General features: G+C 42.3%; 19 protein-coding genes. 12 read left to right on the top strand and 7 right to left on the bottom strand.

Annotation, left to right across the window (positions count from 1 at the left end; all coding sequences use genetic code 11):
• Positions 1-104: 104 nt before the first annotated feature.
• The 5 genes from ID165_RS05290 to ID165_RS05270 all read left to right on the top strand — a co-directional run bounded on the left by ID165_RS05290 (position 105) and on the right by ID165_RS05270 (position 4,232).
• Positions 105-2,258 (top strand): alpha-glucuronidase family glycosyl hydrolase, encoded by a 2,154-nt coding sequence (locus ID165_RS05290; RefSeq protein ID WP_192349335.1) that lies wholly within the window; start codon positions 105-107, stop codon positions 2,256-2,258.
• Between the two features lie 96 nt (positions 2,259-2,354).
• On the top strand, positions 2,355-2,840 hold the full coding sequence (locus tag ID165_RS05285; protein WP_192349334.1) for a VOC family protein: 486 nt from the start codon (positions 2,355-2,357) through the stop codon (positions 2,838-2,840).
• 262 nt (positions 2,841-3,102) lie between these two features.
• Positions 3,103-3,678 (top strand): DJ-1/PfpI family protein, encoded by a 576-nt coding sequence (locus tag ID165_RS05280; protein ID WP_192349333.1) that lies wholly within the window; start codon positions 3,103-3,105, stop codon positions 3,676-3,678.
• A gap of 104 nt (positions 3,679-3,782) precedes the next feature.
• Entirely contained in the window at positions 3,783-3,959 is a 177-nt protein-coding gene (locus ID165_RS05275; RefSeq protein WP_225586994.1) for a DUF4160 domain-containing protein, read from the top strand.
• 36 nt (positions 3,960-3,995) lie between these two features.
• The gene (locus ID165_RS05270; protein WP_192349332.1) at positions 3,996-4,232 is read left to right on the top strand and encodes a DUF2442 domain-containing protein; all 237 of its coding nucleotides are present in this window, start codon (positions 3,996-3,998) and stop codon (positions 4,230-4,232) included.
• 133 nt (positions 4,233-4,365) lie between these two features.
• Here ID165_RS05270 and ID165_RS05265 read toward each other — a convergent pair whose 3' ends face one another.
• Complete coding sequence (locus ID165_RS05265) at positions 4,366-5,199, bottom strand: 1,4-dihydroxy-2-naphthoyl-CoA synthase (protein WP_192349331.1); 834 nt, start codon at positions 5,197-5,199, stop codon at positions 4,366-4,368.
• A gap of 109 nt (positions 5,200-5,308) precedes the next feature.
• Between ID165_RS05265 and ID165_RS05260 the strand changes: the two genes are divergently transcribed.
• The 3 genes from ID165_RS05260 to ID165_RS05250 all read left to right on the top strand — a co-directional run bounded on the left by ID165_RS05260 (position 5,309) and on the right by ID165_RS05250 (position 7,892).
• Positions 5,309-6,373, top strand: a complete 1,065-nt coding sequence (locus ID165_RS05260; protein ID WP_192349330.1) for an AMP-binding protein — start codon at positions 5,309-5,311, stop codon at positions 6,371-6,373.
• Positions 6,374-6,485: 112 nt separating this feature from the next.
• On the top strand, positions 6,486-6,914 hold the full coding sequence (locus ID165_RS05255) for a DUF2141 domain-containing protein (protein ID WP_192349329.1): 429 nt from the start codon (positions 6,486-6,488) through the stop codon (positions 6,912-6,914).
• Between the two features lie 216 nt (positions 6,915-7,130).
• Positions 7,131-7,892, top strand: coding sequence for a hypothetical protein (locus ID165_RS05250; RefSeq protein WP_192349328.1), 762 nt, complete (start codon positions 7,131-7,133; stop codon positions 7,890-7,892).
• A gap of 149 nt (positions 7,893-8,041) precedes the next feature.
• Here the strand turns inward: ID165_RS05250 and ID165_RS05245 are convergent, their stop codons facing one another.
• A complete protein-coding gene (locus ID165_RS05245; protein ID WP_192349327.1) occupies positions 8,042-8,815 on the bottom strand; it encodes a LexA family transcriptional regulator in 774 nt (257 codons plus the stop codon).
• A complete protein-coding gene (locus ID165_RS05240; RefSeq protein ID WP_192349326.1) occupies positions 8,812-9,069 on the bottom strand; it encodes a hypothetical protein in 258 nt (85 codons plus the stop codon). Before ID165_RS05240 ends, ID165_RS05245 begins: the two co-directional genes overlap by 4 nt.
• 559 nt (positions 9,070-9,628) lie before the next feature.
• On the opposite strand from ID165_RS05240, the gene ID165_RS05235 reads away from it, so the two are divergent.
• From ID165_RS05235 to ID165_RS05220, 4 genes are all read left to right on the top strand, one after another.
• Positions 9,629-12,373 (top strand): outer membrane beta-barrel protein, encoded by a 2,745-nt coding sequence (locus tag ID165_RS05235; RefSeq protein WP_192349325.1) that lies wholly within the window; start codon positions 9,629-9,631, stop codon positions 12,371-12,373.
• A gap of 681 nt (positions 12,374-13,054) precedes the next feature.
• Entirely contained in the window at positions 13,055-14,047 is a 993-nt protein-coding gene (locus ID165_RS05230) for an LLM class flavin-dependent oxidoreductase (protein ID WP_192349324.1), read from the top strand.
• A 55-nt stretch (positions 14,048-14,102) separates the two neighbouring features.
• A complete protein-coding gene (locus ID165_RS05225) occupies positions 14,103-14,693 on the top strand; it encodes a Crp/Fnr family transcriptional regulator (protein WP_192349323.1) in 591 nt (196 codons plus the stop codon).
• A gap of 75 nt (positions 14,694-14,768) precedes the next feature.
• A complete protein-coding gene (locus ID165_RS05220) occupies positions 14,769-15,647 on the top strand; it encodes a pirin family protein (protein ID WP_192349322.1) in 879 nt (292 codons plus the stop codon).
• A gap of 269 nt (positions 15,648-15,916) precedes the next feature.
• Here ID165_RS05220 and ID165_RS05215 read toward each other — a convergent pair whose 3' ends face one another.
• From ID165_RS05215 to ID165_RS05200, 4 genes are all read right to left on the bottom strand, one after another.
• Positions 15,917-18,334, bottom strand: a complete 2,418-nt coding sequence (locus ID165_RS05215) for an ABC transporter permease (protein WP_192349321.1) — start codon at positions 18,332-18,334, stop codon at positions 15,917-15,919.
• Between the two features lie 243 nt (positions 18,335-18,577).
• Entirely contained in the window at positions 18,578-19,183 is a 606-nt protein-coding gene (locus ID165_RS05210) for a hypothetical protein (RefSeq protein ID WP_192349320.1), read from the bottom strand.
• 450 nt (positions 19,184-19,633) lie between these two features.
• Positions 19,634-19,798, bottom strand: a complete 165-nt coding sequence (locus ID165_RS05205; protein ID WP_192349319.1) for a hypothetical protein — start codon at positions 19,796-19,798, stop codon at positions 19,634-19,636.
• A 608-nt stretch (positions 19,799-20,406) separates the two neighbouring features.
• Positions 20,407-22,653, bottom strand: a complete 2,247-nt coding sequence (locus tag ID165_RS05200; RefSeq protein ID WP_192349318.1) for a Tex family protein — start codon at positions 22,651-22,653, stop codon at positions 20,407-20,409.
• Positions 22,654-22,750: the final 97 nt, after the last annotated feature.

Below are 22,750 nucleotides of genomic sequence, written 5' to 3'. Positions count from 1 at the left end.
GAAAATTGTCGGGATTAATAACACCTCTGTAAGTAGCTGCTTTAAAATCAAACCTTTGGATTCTGCTTCGATTTATCGATCTTTTAGGCTCAAACCCAAAACCTATGTACAAACCTATTTATCTCGCAGCCCTACTGTGGCTGTGTACCGCCTTGACTTCACTTGCCAATGACGGCTACAAACTCTGGCTGGATTATCAGCCCATCAATGAAGCAAAATTGAAATTCCAAGTCGAACCATTATTTGGTGGGGTTTACTTTTACGGTGAGAATCCCACATTCGATGCCATCAAAAATGAGCTGAATCTGGCTTCCGGAAATATGCTTGGCAAAGCTCCTGTTTTCAGTAAAGAAAGACTTCAAAAGACTAAACTTTGGATTGGAACCCGGGAGCAACTTTCTCAGGTATTGTCACTGAGTCAGCAGGCAGAAATCAAAGCACTAGGAGATGATGGATATTGGCGGGGCTCGGTGGAACTGGATGGAAAATCATTCTACACAATCGTGGGAAACCAACCTATCGGAGCACTTTACGGGGTTTATAATTGGCTGAATTCTATACAAAGTAACACTTTCGATAAGTCTATTGAATTAGCTGAAAGTCCGAAAATTAAACTTAGGATGTTAAACCATTGGGACAATCTCGATAGGACAGTCGAAAGAGGCTATGCAGGCTTCTCGATTTGGGATTGGCATAGACTTCCGGGTTACATTGATCCACGGTACATTGACTATGCCAGGGCAAATGCTTCTATAGGAATCAATGCAGTTTCACTCACAAATGTGAACGCAAATGCCCTGATATTGACCACTGATTTCATGAAAAAGGCGAAGGCTTTGGCGGATGTTTTCAGACCCTATGGAATCAAGGTTTTCTTGACTGCCCGCTTCTCGGCTCCTATTCAAATTGGCAACTTGAAGACTGCCGATCCGCTGGATCCTGAGGTGATTGATTTCTGGAAAAAGAAGACCGATGAGATCTATTCCTTCATTCCTGATTTCGGTGGATTTCTGGTAAAAGCAAATTCCGAAGGACAACCCGGGCCGCATGAATACGGAAGGAATCATGCAGAAGGGGCAAATATGCTTGCCGATGCTTTGGCACCTCATGGTGGAGTATTGATCTGGAGGGCATTCGTCTATTCCCATGAAGATGATGTGGATCGTCACAAGCAGGCAAATTATGAATTCGAACCACTGGATGGGAAATTCAAAGACAATGTGATCATCCAAACAAAAAATGGCGCTATTGATTTCCAACCCCGGGAGCCTGTTCACCCCCTATATGGAGCTATCAACAAGACAAATGTTGGGATGGAGTTCCAGATCACTCAGGAATACCTTGGGCAAGCCACTCAGCTGGTTTACCTCGCTCCCATGTGGGAGGAAGTGTTAAAAACGAAAACCTTTCGGCCTTCTTCGACTTCTACAGTGGCAAGTATTCTCGAAGGAGAAGAAAGTGGTCAAAAGCTTACGCTTATCGCGGGAGTCTCCAATATTGGAACAGACCGCAACTGGACCGGACATCTGTTTGGGCAATCCAACTGGTATGCATTCGGACGCCAAGCTTGGGATCCAAGCCTGAAATCCGAACAAATCGCTGAAGAATGGATCAGATTGACTTTTGGTCAAAAACAAGAAGTGATAGCGAAAATCAGTGATATAATGCTAAAATCTCACGAAGCTGCCGTGGACTATATGACTCCGCTTGGCTTGCATCATATCATGGGTAGAAGCCATCACTATGGCCCAGGACCTTGGGTAATGGGCGGAAGAGCAGATTGGACTGCACCTTATTACCATCAGGCAGATAGTCTTGGAATTGGCTTTGACAGAACAAGTGCCGGAAGTGGGGCATTGGACCAATATGCCCCTGAAATAGCAAAGGAATGGTCTGATCCGCATCAGATTCCTGAGAAATACCTATTATGGTTTCATCACGTGCCATGGGACTTTAAGCTTACCGATGGAAATACCCTCTGGGATGGAATAGCTTATCATTATGATCGGGGAGTAAAGGAAGTAAGGGAAATGCAGCAGACTTGGGCAAGCTTGGAATCGGAAATAGATCCTGAGGAATTTGACCATGTCCGACAGCTTTTGGAAATTCAGGAAGAAGAAGCAGAATGGTGGAGGAATGCCTGTTTGCTGTATTTTCAAAGTATTTCCAAACTACCCTTCCCTGCTGACATCGAACAGCCTGAAGGTGAATTGGAATATTATAAGAGCTTGATGTTCCCAAATGCGCCGGGGATATAGAATTTGAGATTTATTATTTGAGATTTGAAATTTCCACGCATTTTGGCACTAATCAGCTAAGGGTTCGGTTAATTTCAAATCTCAAACTTCAAATTAATGAATACCTACACCATCCCCGCCGCTACCCGAATTGGCCATATACATCTGAAGGTTTCAGATCTTCAAAAGTCATTGGACTTCTATCAAGGTTTATTGGGTTTTGAATTGATTACTATGTATGGGCAGGATGCCGCCTTTATTTCTGCCGGAGGTTATCATCACCACATCGGACTAAACACTTGGCAAAGCAAAGGAGGAAAGCCCACACCAAAGAATACCGCGGGGCTTTTCCATACCGCAATCGTGCTGCCCACACGAAGAGACCTGGCTGTTTTGCTGCAGCGGCTGATAGATGCGAATTATCCACTGACCGGTGCTGCAGATCATGGAGTTTCCGAAGCATTGTACTTAGATGATCCGGATGAAAATGGAGTCGAGCTGTATTGGGACAGACCAAAAGAAGCATGGCCACTAAATCCTGACGGAAGTATTATGATGTACACCAGGAAATTGGATATCAATGGGTTATTATTAGAAATATAATCCATAGGTTTAACCCATCTAAATACGATCTTTTACCCAGCTCACAATCAATTTCATCATCTCTTCCCGATCCAGATCATTGATCAATTCATGGTAGCCATAACCACCAAACCGCCACCCATGCTATGTCCATAGATAAAGACAGGAACATTAGCAAAACTTAACTCTTGATTAATCTCATTCCAGCTTCATTTTCTTAAATTGGGCTAACTAAAACAGGTAGATTCTCTACCCACTTTTCAAACCAACTAATCATAAAAAAATGAAAAAGATATTATTCCTTACAGGAGATTTTGCGGAAGATTACGAAACAATGGTTCCTGTGCAGATGCTGGAAATGGTAGGCTACGAGGTCCACTCTGTATGCCCCGGAAAGAAAAAGGGAGAAACCATCAAAACTGCCATTCATGACTTTGAAGGTGATCTCACCTATACCGAAAAGCCCGGTCACAACTTTATGCTAAGCTATTCCTTTGAACAGATAGATGTAGATGACTATGTAGGATTGGCGATTGCAGGTGGGCGTGCTCCTGAATACCTGAGATTGAATAAAAAGCTGCTGGAGATCGTCAAGCACTTCTTTGATACCAATAAACCGGTGGCTGCTGTATGTCACGGGATCCAGATTCTAACCGCCGCCGGAGTGGTAAAAGGCAGAAAGCTGACTGCATACCCTGCCGTGGGACCGGAGGTAACTATCGCAGGTGGAGAATATCAGGATATTCCTGCCACAGATGCCTATGTGGATGGCAATCTGGTCACTTCTCCGGCTTGGCCGGGTCACCCGGCTTGGATCCGCGAATTTCTTAAAGTGCTTGGAGCAAAAATCGAAATCTGATCCTACCTTGGCTTACAACAGAAAATCCCTTTCAGATACTTTGGAAGGGATTTTCTGATCATATAACCTATTAGAAATTTTAGAATTGTTTAACTTGTGAAGCAATGCCTACAGTTCTGAGAGTAAAAGGTTTTAGGTTTTTCTTCTATAGCAATGATCATTTGCCTAAACATATTCATGTGGAAAAATCCGGAAAGACTGCAAAATTCATTTTAAACCCTAGCCAATTGGTCAAATCAAAAAATTTTTCAGCATCTGAATTGTCAGAAACCGTACCTTAATTGAACTAAACGTTCAACTATTTGATCAAAAATGGGATGAGTACTTTAACTAAATTCAAATCTAATCAAGCTTCTGATCTTTCATTTTCAAATAACAAAATGAAAATTATCATGGAAGATGGTCGGGAAATAAGTATTCCATTGGAATGGTTTCCATCCCTGAGAAATGCCTCCGATACAGAGTTAAATAACTGGAGATTTATTGGCGATGGAGATGGAATTCACTGGGAGGATCTAGACGAGGATTTACTAGTAAGTGAATTGATTTCCTAAATTCAAACCCACATAGAAAAGCCAAGAATTAAGATTTTCAAAAATCTTAATTCTTGGCTCTATTGTCTATCTTCCTGGCTCCAATTTCTTGGCTCTTAGTCCTTGATACTAACCTCTTGCTACTAAAGTCTCACTAAGGTATCCACTTATTGGCTCCAAAATTTGGCTTACGCTTCTCCAGGAATGCATTTCTGCCTTCGATCGCCTCATCAGTGCCATAAGCCAATCGGGTGGCTTCCCCTGCAAAAACCTGTTGCCCTACCATTCCATCATCAGTAAGATTCATCGCAAACTTCAGCATCTTAATAGAGGTCGGTGACTTGGCTAAGATTTCCTGAGCCCATTCGTAAGCCGTTGACTCCAATTCAGCATGGGGGATCACGGCATTTACCATTCCCATTTCATAGGCTTCCTGTGCTGAATAGTTTCTTCCCAGAAAGAATATCTCACGCGCTTTCTTCTGTCCCACCATTTTGGCCAAATAAGCCGAACCATAGCCTCCGTCAAAGCTGGTCACATCAGCATCGGTCTGCTTGAAGATCGCATGCTCCTTACTCGCCAAAGTCAAGTCACAGACCACATGTAAGCTATGCCCTCCTCCTACTGCCCAGCCAGGAACAACAGCTATCACTACCTTAGGCATAAAACGGATCAGGCGCTGCACCTCCAAAATATTCAACCGATGATATCCATCTTCGCCTACATAGCCTTGCTTGCCTCGTGCTTTCTGGTCGCCACCGGAGCAAAATGCCCAACCTCCGTCTTTTGCCGAAGGCCCTTCCCCGCTCAATAAAACCACACCGATGGAGGTATCTTCCTGTGCATCGTAAAATGCATCATACAGTTCAGCTGTAGTTTTCGGACGGAAAGCATTCCTGACTTCAGGACGATTGAAAGCGATTCTCGCCACGCCGTCACATTTTTTATAGGTAATATCTTCGTATTCTTTTGCAGTGATCCAGTTCATATCTTTCGATTTGGGTAAAAATCTAATTCTTTTGCAAGATAACAGGCTTCCCTGAATTTTGAAGGAAGGATAGTTACCTTAGGCAAAAGCATTAACAAGGACTTGGCACATGTTTCAACTGATTTTCGACAACTACGCATTGATCACAAAGGAAGACTTTGAAACTACTCCCGATGATTTTCCCGACTATGTGAAAGCCGCTGTTCAATTCTGTCGCGAATGGCTTTCAGGTAAAAACATCTTTGTGCAGCAAACCTCAGGTTCCACCGGAATTCCAAAAAAAATGGAGATCACACGGGCTCAAATGATAGCCAGTGCCAAGTCAACTCAGGCGTTTTTCAAAACCGATGGAGCTAGTACTTTACTGTGTTGCCTAGATCCTGCCTATATTGCAGGCAAAATGATGTTGGTGCGCGCGCAGGTGTGGGACTGCTCCATTCAGTTCGTTGAACCTAAGTCAAACCCTCTTTTGGAAGTAAATGCCATTCCTGATTTTGTCGCGATGGTGCCTCTTCAGGTCGAAGCCTCACTGAAGGACAAGTCTTCATTAGTGAAGCTTAAGCAAATTAAACACCTGATAATAGGTGGAGCTCCATTAAATACGGGTTTAAAGCACCAACTCATCGCAAGCGATATTCAGGCTTATCAGACTTATGGCATGACTGAGACAGTATCCCATGTTGCGCTGGCCAAAATCGTACCAGGTGAATTGATCTACAGCATGTTACCGGGAGTAGAATTTGGTTTGGATGAACGAAATGCACTTTGGGTGAAATCAGAATCAAGCAATAATCAATTGGTGCAAACAAATGATCTGGTTGAGTTGATCGATAAGGATTTATTTCGCTGGCTCGGAAGGGCAGACTTTGTCATCAACTCCGGTGGGGTGAAGCTCCATCCCGAGCTGTTGGAAGCCAAAACAGAGCGTTTAATCCACAGTTTTTATCCCAATTCCGCATTCTTCTTTTTTGGAATGAAAGATAAGAAACTGGGTGAAAAATTATGTCTGGCTATAGAGTCTAAAGATTCAGCTGTAAATGAAAATATACTCACCATCAGGCTAAAAATGGAATTGGGTAAATACGAGCTCCCAAAAAACATTTTTGTAATCCCTGAGTTCTCAAGAACCGGCTCGGGAAAAGTAAACAGACTCAAAACAATCGAATTACTATGAAATCGAGCATGATGCAAGCGACACACAGAGGGATGATTATTTTCAGTGCGAGATTCTCCCGATGAAAAATCGGGACAGGCTATATGACCGTTAAAAATCAAATTATAAACAGATGAAACCTGTATTTTTAATTTTATTCTTTTTAATGAACATCTCCTCCTCTCAGAATAATTTCGGAACTATAGAAATAATTATTTCGGAAACTTCTTCAGATGAGGGAGTGATTCAGGTGCTGATTTTTGATCAGGAAAAAGGATGGCCGGAATCAGTTGAGGATGCCTGGAAAATGGTAACTATCCCAATAGAAAACGGCATTGCTAAGCAAACGCTTACCGATGTGCCTATCGGCAAATACGCTATTACAGTATTCCATGATCATGATGAGGACGGAGAAATCCGCAAAAATAGAATCGGATATCCTTTAGATAATTTTGGGTTTTCCAACAATCCCAGTTTAGTTTTTGGAGTTCCTTCATTTGAAAAATGCAGTCAAAAAGTAAAACCGGGGAAAGCCACCCGCTTTGAAATTGAATTGCGCTGAGAAATTTTGAGGTAAAAGGTCTACTTTTGCAGCAATGAAACCGAGCATGTCGTAAGCGACACACAACTTGTCCCGAACTTGCTTCGGGACAAGAATGATTAACAGTCTTGCGACCTGCCTGCCATAGGCATGGATTCCTTGTCCGACGATAGGCGGATATCCCGTTTCCTTGGTCACAGGACAAGTTATGACCGCGGAAAAGCAAATTATAAGCAGATGAAAAAGAGTAACGACAACACAGATGGAATTGTAATTGAATTCGATTCAGGAATTATCCCGCCTCCATATAGTCATGTATATAGACTTTCACTTGATTGGAGTAATTCTGATTTAATCGCCGAGCTGGAAATTCATTATACTGATAGAGAAGATTTGAGCGAAGAGGAAATCATAGATGAAGGATTTACTCCCAATGATGATTACAGCTTCAAAGGAAAACTGGACTTCGTCTGGAAGAAGGTGGTTTCGATGGAGTTCGAAAAAACGAAGTGGAGCGGTAGGCATATAGATGAAGGCGGACTTACGCTTTCAGCTATAGAAGATGGTAAAGTTGGTCAGGCAAAAGTTCCCACTGACCAAGAAGCTTGGCAGATGCTGGCTCAGGATGTGATTCAGGCGATCTACGAAACCTCCAAGAAGGAAGCGCCGCTCACTGTAAATTACCGTCAGGTGACGAATGAAGAAAGTGTCGATTGCTCGATCACGATGAACTTCTCTACCCGTGAAGCTGTATTTGCCTCAAAAAATGAATCCCGTATTATAAATTGGGAATACGCAGTTCAGCTATTGAAATTGGTATTCTCTCCGGATTACAATTATGAGATTGCCAAAGAAACTGCCGGAACCAAACGTGGTTCCTATATAGAATGTGGAGACGGCTATTGGCATGAACTGGGAAAGGGAGTAGTCAACATAGACACATCCTTTGATGCAGTTGGAAAGATCAAAGACGGTTTTGAAAACTTGATGGAAGAATAAAATATTTGATTATCCCGCAATGATGTCGATAGCTATATTTTCTTTGCTTTACTGTCTGCCCCGATAGGCGGGAATGATCCGACACAGCGGACAGGCCGAAGTGGCCTTTCTTAGCTTTAATCAAATCCTATTTTGGTTTGAAAAGAGAACTACCCCTTAAGCGTCCTCAGATCCGCACGAATATCTGAGATCATCTCGCCTAAATCCTCCAATGTCAGTGGCTTTTTCTTATCGCCCGGATTAGGAAAATCCGTACTGATAAAAGCTTTGGCTTCCCAAACTTCCACCACATCCTCTCCCTTTACCTCATAGGGCTTGTATTGCTCATTATCAGAAACAAGAAAAAGCTTGCCGTTATCGGTGAGGTAGTTGAAAACACGCTTGTAGACTACTCCTTCTGTCTCCGTTACGAGCACGTAGGTTTTACCACTTTTGATATCGTTTATCTGATCCACATAAGCACCGATCACGATGGTACCCGAAGTCAGAGGAAGCATGGAATCACCTGCCAGCTCAAAAGCCCGATAAGTAGCCTGCTTGGAAAGTGTGGGAATCTGAAACTGAGGAAGACTTTCCATGTATTCAGTATCTGCAAATCCGTTGAGATAACCTGCAGATGCCTTCTGTCCCACTAAGGTGATATTTTCCTTCTCGTCTTCATCGCAGGCAATGGTAAGGATATTGACTCCTCTTTTCTGGATTGCCTTTCTGCCTTGGCCTTCGATATCATGGTTGAGCAACTCTTCCATCCCTACCTCCAACACATCACATAGCTTTCCCAGTGTCAATAGCTTTGGCTCAGACCTACCGTCTTCATAGGCTGAAATCATCGTACGTTGCACATCCAGTTGATCTGCAAGCTCAGTTTGGGTAATGCCTTTTTGCTTACGCAGATATCTGAGGTTGGAAGCTAGGTGTTTCATGCTGAGTACAGGTAGAAGTTGTGATCTTCAGCCATTGGCTGCACTGGAAAAAAGGGATTCATATTCAAAGAAGCATGTTTTCTTCTCTCCATGCGCTGCTTGATTTCGTCGATGATTTCTCCGACAGGCTTGGGACCATTTACCAACAGGTAACCGTATTGTGGTTTTACCTCGTCCTCGATGAAAAATTTAACCTGGCAATTGCCTGATGCCAAGTTCTTTGTCGTAATGCTGATTTTTTCGTGATTTTCCATATCCGGTTCTTTTAACTTTAGCTAAGATATGAATGTTGTTTTTATAAACATAACAATGACTGAAAAATCAACATTATTTTATGACGCTAATTGTCATAATTTTCATAACCTCTCAAAACCACCCCTCATTCCCCCAGTAGTGTTAACCAAAACCTGTCAGATTTACACCATCGATTTTTGATAAATAAGTAGATTATTACGGTTCTAATAGCAAACCCTAACAGGTTTATCCGGTACTTTTTACACCTCACATAACACTAGGTTTTTAAACTCTGTGAAAATTAAGGCAGTATACCTGGTTGAGCAGCTTGCCTCGCCGTGGCGGGGAATCGAATCCCACTTTCAATGACAAGTCATGCTTAAACACTAGAATAAGCTTTCTCATACACATGCTATTAACTACTCACTACAGCATTTTACCGCTTAGCCAATATCCCTCAATAACTTGCCGGCAACTTACTTCCTTTGTCCCAAGGTTGACCATAGATCTACTTAATGATGAGTTTCATTAAGCCAGTGATGTAACTTCATAGAAGGAATACCCAATTAGCCAACAACAATGAAATATTACCTCTACCTCCTCTTATTTCTAATCTCCATATCCCAACTAACTGCCCAAACCCACTCTATAAAAGGAAAAGTCAAACAAGCAGGCACAGAGATTACCATTCCAAATGCAACTGTTTTAATCCAAAATCTACCTGACTCTGTACAGGTGGATGGAATGATTTCTGATTTTGACGGGGAATTTGAAATCAACAATATAAAGGACGGAGAATATCTTCTCAAGATTCAGTATTTAGGATATGAGAACCTGTTCAAGACCATCCATGTCAGTCAAGATTTGGATTTGGGAGTCCTGGGTCTTAAGGAGGAAGCAACAGCTTTGGATGAAGTGATCATCAGCGCAAGAAGAGCTCAGGGAGAGCAGAAGGGGGATACCACATTATTTAATGCCGATGCTTTCAAAACCATGAGAGATGCCAGTGCCGAGACCTTAGTGCAGAAGCTTCCGGGGGTTGTTTCTCAAGATGGATCATTGCAGGCCCAGGGAGAAGCGATTACCCAGATCTTGGTGGATGGAGAGCCTTTTTTTGGTGGAGATATCAATACGGCTTTGCAGAATATCCCTGCCGAGGTAATTCAGAGCATTGAAATCTTTGATCAAAAAAGTGACAAAGCACTCCTCAGCGGATTTGATGATGGTGAGCGAATGAAAACCATCAACATCATTACCAAACCAAACCGAAGAAAGGGACAGTTTGGAAAAGCAACAGTGGGATATGGTACTGACGAACGCTATTTGACGGGAGCAAGCATCAATTCATTCAATGAAGACCAGCGAATAACTTTTACCGGCTTGAGCAACAATATCAATGTCTTGGATTATTCAAGTGATGCAAATTCCCAAAGCAACAACCGTCCACAAAACGGTATCATAAACACGAATATTCTCGGCATAAACTATTCGGATAATTGGGGAGACAAAATAAAAATCAGCGGAAGCTACCTCTACAGCCACCGTGAAAACACCAACCTGTCCAGTCTAGTCAGAGAATATGTAACGGGCTCAGAATCAGATCAAGTATATACGGAAGAAAGTAGAGAAAAACGAATCAGTCAGGATCATCGGTTTGACATGAGATTCGAATACAATATCAATGAAAACAATCGGATTCTATACAGGCCAAGGCTCTCTGCAAAGTTCGAAAGGGAAAATTCCGGCTTCTTTGGCGAAACACTAAATAATGCCGGCCCCCTAAACCAAACAGAAAACAACCGTACGGCAGACAATGAGGATTATGACATGTTTCATCGTTTGTTTTACAGCCACAAATTCGGCAAAGAAGGAAGAAGTCTAACCCTAAGTGCAAACACAGGAAGTCACGACAATAAAGATGAAGCTTTTCGCAGCGCTACCAACATCTACTATCAGCCGGATGAACGCAGGGAAATAATAAACCAGCAAATCAACCGGGACAGATCCGGTTTCGATTGGGAAACCGGTATTTCCTATACAGAACCTATCGGAAAAAACGGACAGATGGAATTAGAATATGAGATAGGCAATCGATTAAATGATTCGGACCAGTTGACTTTTGATATTTTGACCGAAGAAATCAGCAACCCTGACCTTTCATTGGATACTGCGCTGAGTAATTCATTCGAAAGCAAATATCTGAGACAGGAACTAGAGCTGGGCTATCAATACACACTTGAGAAATTAAAGTTTCAGGCAGAAATCCAATATCAGGATGCTTCGCTTAAGAACGAACAGTTTTTTCCTGCTGTCGGCACGATTGACAGAAGTTTTCAAAGCTTTCTCCCTACTATCAGGCTTGATTACACTATTTCCCCTACCACAAACTTCGAATTGGATTATGATACAGATGTGGATGCCCCGTCTGTAGACCAACTTCAAAATGTAATAGATAATTCTAATCCACTCCAGTTGAAGACAGGAAATCCCTCACTTGATCAATCATACTCCAATAGAATGAGACTTAGATTCCGGAGTAACAATCCGGAAAATGATAGATCATGGTTCATTTTTGCCCAATATAGACTGGTAAATGATGCTGTATCCAATAGCACGTTCACCGCGGAAGAAGCGACTGAATTGCCCGGGGGAATTATCTTGGAAAAAGGATCACAACTCTACATGCCTGTGAATCTAGATGGTTTCAAAGATTTCAGGTCTTGGGTGAGTTACGGCATCCCGCTTGACTTTGTCAAATCCAACTTCAACATCAACGGAGGATTTAGCAGCACCAAAAGACCCGGGCAGGTAAATGAGCAATTGAGCTTTAACAATTCTTCACGGCTAAGTACAGGACTTTCGCTTAGCAGCAATATTTCAGATCAGATTGATTTTAATGTCTCCACACGTTTTTCCTACAACAATGTAGAAAACACCCTGAATACAAACTTGAATAACAACTTCTATAATCAACGCTCAAGATTAAATCTCAGCTGGATAATTTGGGAAGGTTTTGTATATAGATTAGATGTAAACCATCAGTTGAATTCCGGGCTATCCGAAGGATTTGATGCGAATGTTCTTCTAATGAATATGAGTATAGGGAAAAAAGTGTTCGGAAACCGGCGGGGAGAAATTTCTATCAATGCCTATGATTTACTCGGCCAAAATAGAAGTGTGTATAGAAATGTCACCGATGCCTTCGTAGAGGATGGTCAAAACAATGTGATGCAACGGTATTTCATGCTTTCATTTTCCTACAACATCCGCCGTTTCAATAAAGGAACGGATATGGACGACTACAATGAAATCTACAATAATTAAACTATAGACAGACTGATGGAATATTCATCAGCCTGTCTTGGTTAAGCTAAAAGCGCTTCACATTCAGCTATACAGTTGCGGCATGCTTCTGCGCATTTTTTGCAACTTTCGTGTTCATGCTTCTCACATTCTTTCGCACAATTGTAACATGCATCTACACACTGCTGCATTGCTACCGCCCGATCCTCGGAGCTACTCTCTGCTGCTGCAATACAATCTTTACAAGCATCAATACATCTTTCGCAGAACTTGATGCAATCCTGCATTCCAGGGCGGTTACTACACGCTTCAATACATTGCTCACATGCTTCAATACATAGTTCACACGCTACTATACAGTTGCTTTTGATTTTTGTTATCGAGTTCATAAGAATTGGTGTTTAGTTGGAATAATCTTTTACTTGAAATTCAAATAAATATTAGTTAGCCAGCATTCAGCAATAGCCAAAATATTTTGACTTTAATAAGATTTGCTCAAAAAATCTGCCACAAGAGTAATCTGCATTTAACAGCTATATAGCACCCTGTGAACAACCAGCACACTGAAAACCAATAATTTATGTGGTATAAAATTCACATATTGTGGACTTTGATAACATAGAAGTCGAATTAAACCCTGCAGTTCAGAAACTTTCCCGGTAGAAATTCAATTTGCTTACTAACTACAAGCAATTACCTATTTTGAAAACGAACCTACCCTATTCTCTTCTCGACCTTGCCATCATCCGTGAAGAGTACGATGCCAAAGATGCATATATAAGAAGTCTCCAAATGGCACAGCATGCCGAGCAACTTGGCTACACCAGAATGTGGCTGGCCGAGCATCATAACATGGCCAATGTAGGCAGCTCATCCCCTCAGATCCTGATAGGATACCTAGCCAATGGCACTTCTAAAATCCGCCTAGGTTCCGGAGGAATCATGCTTCCCAATCATAGCCCGCTGATCATCGCAGAGCAGTTTGGAACGCTGGCGACTCTTTATCCTAACCGAATTGATTTGGGACTTGGCAGGGCTCCCGGCACTGATCAAACCACTGCTACTGCGCTACGAAGAGGAAGGCATGAGTCGGTACAGGAATTCCCAAGTGACCTTGACGATCTCCAGCGCTATTTCTCAGAAGAAAATATGGATTCCAAAGTCCGTGCATTTCCGGCTGAAGGGTTAGACGTTCCTATTTACTTGCTGGGTTCAAGTATGAGCAGTGCAGTACTTGCTTCACAAAAGGGACTGCCTTATGCATTTGCAAGCCACTTTGCCCCCGGATATTTGATTAATGCATCAAAATATTACCGTGAGAATTTTCAGCCTTCAGCTCATTTGTCAGTGCCATATTTTATTTCCTGCGTGAATGTGATTGCTGCTGATTCTGATGAAGAAGCCCATTATTTGGCTACCTCATTTTACCAGACAGCCTTAGGGATCATCCGAGGCAAGTCATATCCTATGAAAAAACCCGTAAAAAGCATGGATAATATATGGAATGAAGCCGAAGCTGCGGCCATTCAGAATATGATGGCATGTACTTTCATCGGTACAGAAGAATCGCTTAAACCACAATTCGAAAGCTTCTTCAAGCAGGTAGAAGTGGATGAACTGATGGTATCTACGAATATCTATGACCCGGAGAAACGCTTGAGATCACTGGAAATCACGGCGAAGGTTTTAGGGTAAATTCAGTCTTTGATATTGATTCTTTTTAGCTATTTTGGAAGCTAAACACCTTGCCGTGCTAGCCAATTTCAAAACTTATCTTAGCAAAAAAAGTGACCTTGAAGAATACGCTCTCGACGAAATCCTGAAAGAAGTAAGAGTAGAAACCATCCAAAAGGGCGGCTTTCTACTTCATTCCGGGGAAATCTGCAAACATGCTTTTTTTACCGAAAAAGGACTTCTGAGGGCATTCAGAGTGGACGAATCCGGAAAAGAGCACATTATCCAATTCTCTCCCGAAAACTGGCTCACATCGGATCGCAGCAGTATTTATTTCAACGAACCTTCGGATCTTTTCATCGAAGCTATTGAAAATAGCACCGTCGTGTTCATGAGCAGCGAGTTTATGGAAACGGTATCAGGGATGAGTCACAAATTCCTTCAAGCAAATGATCGGGCACTCCACAGCCATATCCGTCAACTCCAATTACGCATCAACCAATTGCTTGGGGCTACGGCAGAGGAACGTTACCTTACTTTCATCCAAAAATACCCTGATCTCCTGCTTCGCGTACCGCTTTGGATGACCGCTTCTTATCTGGGGATCACACCGGAATCACTGAGCCGGGTAAGAAAAGATCTTGCAAAAAAGAATTTCAGGCGTTGAATCGATCTTACCATACATCAAGGTGGGGGCAATAGGGCTTGCCGATATTTGTTTATCATTTAAACAAACTACATCATGGCAACAAAAAATATAGAAATCATAGTCAATCCTACTGCACCGCATTTTGTAGGGGACGGATTCAGAGTCCACAATTTCATTCCAAGCGGATATCACCTGGATATGGAGCGCATGTCACCTTTCATCATGCTGGATTACAATTCCAAGTTTCATTTTCCACCTTCCAATGAACCGAAGGGAGTTGGTGTGCATCCGCATCGGGGTTTCGAGACGGTCACGATTGCCTACAAGGGAAAGGTAGCACACCATGACAGTACCGGTAACAGTGGAGTAATCGGAGAAGGAGATGTGCAGTGGATGACTGCAGCTTCGGGGATTTTGCACAAGGAATACCATGAAGAAGAATTTAGTCGCACCGGCGGAGAATTCCAGATGGTACAACTTTGGGTGAATCTTCCTGCCAAAGACAAGATGAGTCCTCCAAAATATCAGGGAATAACCAATGATCAGATTCAGAAATTTACCTTACCGGATAATGCGGGAGAAATTGAGGTGATTGCGGGTAAATATCAAGGACTGAAAGGTTCTGCAAGTACATTCACCGATGTGAACTTGATGAATGCCAAATTGAAAAAACGCGGAATTGCCAACTTCAATTTCCCTGCACATTTCAATACTGCTTTGCTCGTAATCGAAGGTTCAATCGAAGTCAACGGAAAGGAAGAAGTAGGAACAGACAAATTCGTTCTATTTGAAAACAAAGGAGAAACCTTTCAAATCAAAGCCGGCGAAGATGCAGTTGTTTTGATTCTGAGCGGTGAGCCGATCAATGAGCCTATCGCTTCCCATGGCCCATTTGTAATGAATACCAAAGCGGAATTGATGGAAGCTTTTAACGACTTCAATGTCGGGAAATTTGGCTATCTGGAAGATTGATCTGATATAAAAAGTAAAGCCTCTGGATTATCATGATTCAGAGGCTTTACTATTGCAGAAGTTTGAACTTGTTTTAACTAGAGTATTTTCAATTTTTTCCCCGCAGATACTCGCAGAAAAGAACGCTGATAAACGCAGATTTTTTAATAACAGATTGAATAGTTTATTTGGTACAAAATCAGCTAAAATCTGCGATAGTTATCAGCGATTATCTGCGGGAAACTTTTCTGCGCAAATCTGCGGGAAATCAATCGAGTTCCCACTTTCTTTTACTCATCCGCCAAACTATCAACAGGATTGCCCAATGCCGCCCTTATGGCCCGATATCCCACGGTGGAAGCAGTTATAACCAGAGAAACAGCAATCACGAAAACGTACAAACCAATAGGCACCGTGGTTCTGTAGGAGAAATTCTGAAGCCATTGATCCGTGAGGTAATAACCCAGCGGAACGGCAATCAAACAAGCGATAAGCACCAGATAAATAAACTCTTTTGAAAGCAAAAAGGTAATTTGGGAAATCGAAGCTCCAAGCACCTTTCGGATTCCGATTTCCTTGAGCTTTTGCCCCACCAAGAAAGAAATCAACCCATACAGTCCTATAGAAGAAATAACTATCGAAAGCACGGCAAAGACTTTATAGACAAGTGAAAGTTGGTTTTCACGACGGTAAAAATTTGCAATCGTCTCATCTAAAAACTCCCCGGCATAAATGGCATCTGGATAGATGTTTTTGAATTCTTCCTCTATACTTGCCAGCGTTTGCTGACCTGCCGAACTATCCAATTTCATTCCCATCACATAGTAATCCTGTTTTTCCGTAGCGATGATGAATGGCTTCACTTCTTCCCGTAGCGAGTTTTGCGCAAAGTCCTTCACTACGCCGGTGATCGTCATCCAAGGTTCTCCACCGCCGATTGTGATTGTTTTGCCTATTGCTTCTTCTGGATCTAAAATATTGAGCTTCTTGGCCATGGTCTCATTGATCACAGCTTCTTTGAGTGTGTCACTTTCAGAAAAACCGGTTCCTGCTGCAAACTGCAACCCATAATTATGAAAATAATCTGCATCTCCGTACTTCAATGAAGCCATAAACGGAACATCCTCACGTTTGTCGTCAAACCAAAAATTCGAAGCCCAATTGTTATTAGAAGAAGGCACATCACTGGAAATACTGACACTTTTGATTTGGGAATTCGATTCCAGACGCTGCTTCAGCACATCCAATCTACCATCTCTTGGTTCATCAGAAGGAAGATCAAAATAATAAACAGCCTCCTTCGAAAAGCCTAGATCAGCATTCTGGATTTCTGTCATCTGCTTTACCGCAATCACCGTCGCGATCATCAACACCTGTGCGATGACAAACTGCATCACGACCAAACTTCTTCGCAAAGAAACTCCACCAACCTGTGCTACCTGAATTTTATTTTTCAATGCCTGAATAGGCTGAAAGCCTGAAAGGATCAATGCCGGATAAAGTCCTGACAGCAGCGTCACCCCCAATATTATTGTGGTAGAAAATAATAGAAACGTAGGAGTAATCAACTGGATAGACTCAGGCACTTCGGCAACTTTGCTGAGGTAAGGAAGTAAAACTGTAGCAGCCAAAGTAGAAATGGTCGCTGAGATAAACACGACCATAAAAGTCTCCCCAAATGATTGGAAAATGACCTGTCCTCTACTTCCTCCCATCACCTTTCGGATTCCCACTTCCTTACTTTTACCAATGGCTTGCGCTGTGGAAAGATTGACAAAGTTGATCGAAGCCATCAGTAGTATAAACATACCAATCAAGGCCAAGGTATAAATGGTTCCCTTGCGTATCATTCCTCCACTGATCGGATCAAAACGATTGTCAAAGTGAATATCTCCCATTGACTGTAGAAAAAATGACTTCTTCGAAGTGCCTCGATCTTTGTAGTTTTTCTCTGCAAAGGCAATCAATTGCTGGTTGATCTGATCTACTTTTCCAGACTCAGGGAGTTTTAGGTAAACCTGAAAATTACTTCCAAAGCTTCCCCATTCGTCAAAATAAGTATCAAAAACTTCCTCGTTGCTCTGCATGGTTTTATAGGACACCAGCATGTCAAATCTGAAATTACTGTTATCAGGAATATCGGCTACTATTGCACCCACGGAGGCTTCCACACGTTTTGACAAAAGCATTGATTTCCCGAATGCATTTTCCCAAGTGCCAAACAGCTTCTTGGCTTCTGTCTCTGCAAGAACCACTTGGCCCGGATCATTTAAGGAATTTAGATTTCCTACCAGTACCTCCACATCAAATAATGAAGAATAATCAGCGGTGGTAAAGAAGGCATCTTCCACTATAAAATTATTTTGACCTATAGAAGTCACAGCTTCATCTACCGTCACGAAAACAGAGGAATTTACCACCGGCACGATAGCATCGGTTCCCGATAGATCTGCCTTCAGCGCATCGGGCATGGGAGGAGATACACCTGGATTGTAGCTCATTCCATCGGAATACTCATCCTGAGTCACTACGCGATAGATCTGATCTGAATTGGACTGGAAATTATCATAACTGAGTTCGTAACTCACAACCGTGAAAAGCAAAAAGGCAGCGGTGATACCTAAGGTCAAACCAAAAATATTGATCAGCGTCACACGCTTGCCTTTCTTAAGATTTCGCCAAGCGATTTTAGAGTAAATTTTCCACATAGGTATTGTATTGAAATGTCTGTCCACATACCCTTTAACCAAGATCAAACCAGAAAAAATAAGCCTATTTAGGCCTAGAATGGAGATTTATTCAAACTCTTGTAGAGTTTCCCGAACAATTTTGTTCGCTTTCGGGCAAAGAGAGGGAACAAAAATATCGAATAGATTCGACAAAATGATAGCTAAATTGTCTGTTAAAATCGACAGAATTGCATAAAAAGCAAAAACCCTGAGACTTTCATTTCAGGGCATTTTTATCAAATTCTCAGTGTACTTAGTGGCTAAAAAGTAACCATATCCACCCATGCGAGCGTCTCCAAAATTATTAGGAGTATTGAACATGTTCTTATAGCCATGAATAACTTTGGATATGCTTAGTCTACTAATCCCATTAGAGCTTAGTGGTTCAAAAAGCTCAAGAGTAATCAAATCGCCTTGGATTAATTCTGTACTGAAATTCCCAGTCTCACCATAATTTTGGGAGGTAACCGGACCATATACCATAGTTCGATCTTCATTATAAAGGTACATTTCTCCTCCTTTAGGTAAAACCAAATCATCAAAAATTAGGTTGATAGAAAACGCTTCCGGTGACTTGATTCTCAGTTTCCATACCTTACCATCTGTGATTTCATACCAAGAACCAGAATTACTCAGATCATAGTTTACCTCAGTGGCATAGTCGAAGCGGAATGGAACACCTAGGTTTGCTACTGCAGAATCTTCCTGCAATAATCTATGGACATCTATTTTTGGCAACTGGCGTATCGATCCTAATTCGGCAACATTATGATATCCTCTTTCTCCCAATAAAGCTTGTTCTGCATATTGGGTTTGTATTTGAGCCATTGAATGGGTTGACATGAAGATAATAAGCTCAGTAAAGAGTAAATTGACCTCATAAGAATTACGTTTATAAAAATCCAGTTTTTAATCTATTTTAAATTCTATAGATGTGCTAATCGAAATTTCTATTCCATCAATAGCGACGAGATCCGTAAAAGACGAAAAACACCTCCCTTTATCAATAGGTTGGTTTTCTTGTCGGTAGGACCAAAAAAAGACCAAATATCATCTCTCGCTTCCCTTGGGGAGGGATTTTCGTTGGTGGAAGATTACTGTCAACAAAGTTGATAGAGACTTCCGGATCGTAAGGTTTCCCGATTGGATTCATAGTCTCCGATTCCATCTCATATACCAAAAGAAAATCTTCCCTTCCGTAAAACTGCGTAAAGAGCCGCCTGTAATCACTCCATGAAAAATACAGCGTGTCCTTAGTACGGTTAATAAGATCTAAACCTATTGAAAAATCCTCCCGGCATTTAAAGAATTGGTTCTTTCCCCAAATTCGTTTAATATGACCAGTTGAAATTCCAGTCTTTGGTCAGGAGAGAAATCGCTTTCCTGACAGGATGAAACCATCCCCCCTGTGATCAATACCAATAATGTGAATAGTACCTTCATAAGCGCTAAGAATTAGTAATACTATACAGAACAGAGTACGATAAAAGTATCCAAAACGCTTTAACAAAATACAAAAAAACCAAACACAGCCATCTGAATTACAACCGAATACGAAAACGTCCTCGGAAGAATAAAGCCTCACTGAGAAAATAAAGGCCTGTGCGGACACAGACCTTGGCGGAGAAATTTACTCCCTAAGACATCTTCAGGTGAATAGTACTTCACCCCAACCAGATTGAAATTATCGATTTTCCGTGAGTGAGCACTCACGGGGCTAAGAAAAATGCCGTGAGTGGAGACACTCACTGCGGCAAAATACAGTGGCAAAATATTTTCTTTGCGCTTTCTTCGCGCCCTTTGTGGCTAACAAAAATCACCCTCCGAATTTACCTTTGAGCGCAGCCAATTTATCAGCCATAGAACCTTCAGGTTCCTGACGCTGAGGTTTACCTTTGCCCGTGCGAGTGTCTCCACTCGCACGCCAAAAGCCAGTTAGTGGGCACTAACCGGGACGAAGAAAAAAGTCGTGAGTGACGACACTCACTACGGCAAAAGAAATTGTGACCTCTGTGTAAACCTCAGTGTTCTCTGCGGTTTAAAAACAAGAATCACCCTCCGAATTTACCTTTCAGCGCAGCCAATTTATCCGCCATTGAACCTTCCTGCTCTTTAGCTTGGGGTTTGCCCGCAGGTCTTTTTTCCATCTTCTTGCCCCGCTCCGCAAATGGATCTGACTTCATGCTCAGCCCGACACGCTTGCGCGGAATATCAATTTCCATCACTGTTACCTGTACTTTTTGATTGACAGAAACAATCTCATTCGGATCCTTTACAAATCGATCTGCCAAGTGACTCAAATGTACCAAACCATCCTGATGCACTCCTATATCTACAAATGCACCGAATGCCGTGATATTCGTCACCACGCCGGGAAGCTTCATCCCAACTTTCAGATCTGACATACTGTTCACACTTTCTTCAAAAGCGAAAACCTCAAAACTCTCGCGGGGATCTCTTCCGGGCTTGGCCAATTCCTCTAAAATATCCTGGAGTGTAGGCAAACCTACTGTATCGGACACGTAGTTCTTCAAAGAAATCCTATTTCTCAATTCCTCAGAACTCATCAAGTCCGAAACTGAAGCATTCACATCTTTGGCCATCTGCTCCACCAAGACATAGCGCTCGGGGTGCACAGCCGAGGAATCCAACGGATGTTTTGCCTTGCTGATCCTCAAGAAGCCTGCAGCTTGTTCAAAAGCCTTATCCCCAAGTCTAGGCACTTTTTTGAGTTGCGCTCTGCTCTTGAAAGGACCGTTTTCATTTCTGAACTCCACAATATTCTGGGCCAAAGTCGGTCCCAGTCCAGAGACATAAGTCAACAATTGCTTGGAAGCAAGATTCACCTCCACGCCTACACCATTTACCGCAGACATTACCGTATCGTCAAGCGCATTTTTCAAGGCATTTTGATCCACATCATGCTGGTATTGACCGACACCGATGGATTTGGGATCGATTTTCACCAGTTCTGCCAGAGGATCCATCAGTCTTCTACCGATGGAAACAGCTCCTCTTACTGTCAGATCAAGATCGGGAAATTCTTCTCTAGCCACATCAGATGCCGAGTAGATAGAGGCTCCGGATTCATTGACCATAGTCACAATCACTGATTTTGGCAATCCCAAGCTCTTTACAAAAGCTTCGGTCTCACGTCCCGCAGTACCATTGCCTATGGCAATGGCCTCAATCCCATACTTCTCAACCAAACCTTTTACATTCATCGCAGCTTCTTGACCTCTGCGGTTGGCTTCATGGGGAAAAATAGCTTCGTAATGTAAGAATTGACCCTGCGGTCCTAAACAAACCAGTTTACAACCTGTACGGAATCCTGGGTCGATGGCCATTACAGACTTCTCACCCAGTGGTGCCCCCAATAAAAGTTGCTTCAAATTTTCTGTAAAAACCTTGATCGCTTCCTCATCAGCCTTGCGCTTGGTGAGTAAGCGTACTTCCGTTTCCATACTGGGTTTCAACAATCTTCTATAGCAGTCTTTGATTGCTAATTTCACCTGCTCCACGGATGAATTTGCGGCATCAACAAGAATCATTTTCTCCATCTGATAAATAGCAGATGCTTCTTCAGGGACAGCATCCAGCATCAGGAAGAGTTCTTTCTCCCCTCTTCGCATCGCCAAAACCCGATGAGAAGGTGCGGTTTTAATAGGTTCGGACCAATCAAAGTAATCCTTGTATTTTATCGCCTCCTGTTCTTTGCCTGGTAAAACCTTCGAAGAAAAAACACCCTCATCCAAAAAGAGCTTTCGCATCTTCTCTCTGAGTTCAGCCTTCTCATTGATCCACTCAGCCATGATATCTCGAGCTCCTTGAAGCGCTTCGTCTATCGAAGTCACTTCTTTGGAAGCATCTATAAAATTCCCCGCTTCAGCATCCAGGTCTATAAATTCTTGCTCGAAAATCAGCTCGGCCAGTGGCTCTAAGCCCCTTTCTCTGGCAATTGTAGCTTTGGTACGACGCTTAGGCTTGTATGGCAGATAGATATCTTCCAGCTTTGACATAGTCTCCGCTGCATTTACTTTATCTTTCAGTTCCGGAGTCAATTTCCCTTGCTCATCGATTGATTTCAGGATTGCTTCTTTTCGTTTTGCCAACTCTCGTAGCTGTAAAACCCGATCTCTAATAGCAGCCACCTGCACCTCGTCCAATTCGCCGGTAGCTTCTTTACGATATCTGGAGATAAATGGCACCGTACCGCCTTCGTCCAGCAATTGCACTGTGGCGTTCACTTGACTGGGTTTGATTTGGAGTTCAGCGGCTATTTGTACTTCGTAATTCATAAGCTAAAGAAAATTCTAATCTAAATTTGAGACGCAAGTTAAGCCTCCTTTTGGAGACAAAAAGTAAGAAATGTGAGAGTTGTCACTAAGCGTCTGA

This window comes from Algoriphagus sp. Y33 (assembly GCF_014838715.1).
Taxonomy (GTDB): domain Bacteria; phylum Bacteroidota; class Bacteroidia; order Cytophagales; family Cyclobacteriaceae; genus Algoriphagus.
The sequence above is the reverse complement of the archived record's forward strand: the minus strand, read 5'-3'. Positions and strand labels throughout refer to the sequence as shown.

Coding starts and splice junctions, on each gene's coding strand:
- ID165_RS05290 (WP_192349335.1), top strand. CDS start 105: ATGTACAAACCTATTTATCTCGCAGCCCTACTGTGGCTGTGTACCGCC.
- ID165_RS05285 (WP_192349334.1), top strand. CDS start 2,355: ATGAATACCTACACCATCCCCGCCGCTACCCGAATTGGCCATATACAT.
- ID165_RS05280 (WP_192349333.1), top strand. CDS start 3,103: ATGAAAAAGATATTATTCCTTACAGGAGATTTTGCGGAAGATTACGAA.
- ID165_RS05275 (WP_225586994.1), top strand. CDS start 3,783: ATGCCTACAGTTCTGAGAGTAAAAGGTTTTAGGTTTTTCTTCTATAGC.
- ID165_RS05270 (WP_192349332.1), top strand. CDS start 3,996: ATGAGTACTTTAACTAAATTCAAATCTAATCAAGCTTCTGATCTTTCA.
- ID165_RS05265 (WP_192349331.1), bottom strand. CDS start 5,199: ATGAACTGGATCACTGCAAAAGAATACGAAGATATTACCTATAAAAAA.
- ID165_RS05260 (WP_192349330.1), top strand. CDS start 5,309: ATGTTTCAACTGATTTTCGACAACTACGCATTGATCACAAAGGAAGAC.
- ID165_RS05255 (WP_192349329.1), top strand. CDS start 6,486: ATGAAACCTGTATTTTTAATTTTATTCTTTTTAATGAACATCTCCTCC.
- ID165_RS05250 (WP_192349328.1), top strand. CDS start 7,131: ATGAAAAAGAGTAACGACAACACAGATGGAATTGTAATTGAATTCGAT.
- ID165_RS05245 (WP_192349327.1), bottom strand. CDS start 8,815: ATGAAACACCTAGCTTCCAACCTCAGATATCTGCGTAAGCAAAAAGGC.
- ID165_RS05240 (WP_192349326.1), bottom strand. CDS start 9,069: ATGGAAAATCACGAAAAAATCAGCATTACGACAAAGAACTTGGCATCA.
- ID165_RS05235 (WP_192349325.1), top strand. CDS start 9,629: ATGAAATATTACCTCTACCTCCTCTTATTTCTAATCTCCATATCCCAA.
- ID165_RS05220 (WP_192349322.1), top strand. CDS start 14,769: ATGGCAACAAAAAATATAGAAATCATAGTCAATCCTACTGCACCGCAT.
- ID165_RS05215 (WP_192349321.1), bottom strand. CDS start 18,334: ATGTGGAAAATTTACTCTAAAATCGCTTGGCGAAATCTTAAGAAAGGC.
- ID165_RS05210 (WP_192349320.1), bottom strand. CDS start 19,183: ATGGCTCAAATACAAACCCAATATGCAGAACAAGCTTTATTGGGAGAA.
- ID165_RS05205 (WP_192349319.1), bottom strand. CDS start 19,798: ATGAAGGTACTATTCACATTATTGGTATTGATCACAGGGGGGATGGTT.
- ID165_RS05200 (WP_192349318.1), bottom strand. CDS start 22,653: ATGAATTACGAAGTACAAATAGCCGCTGAACTCCAAATCAAACCCAGT.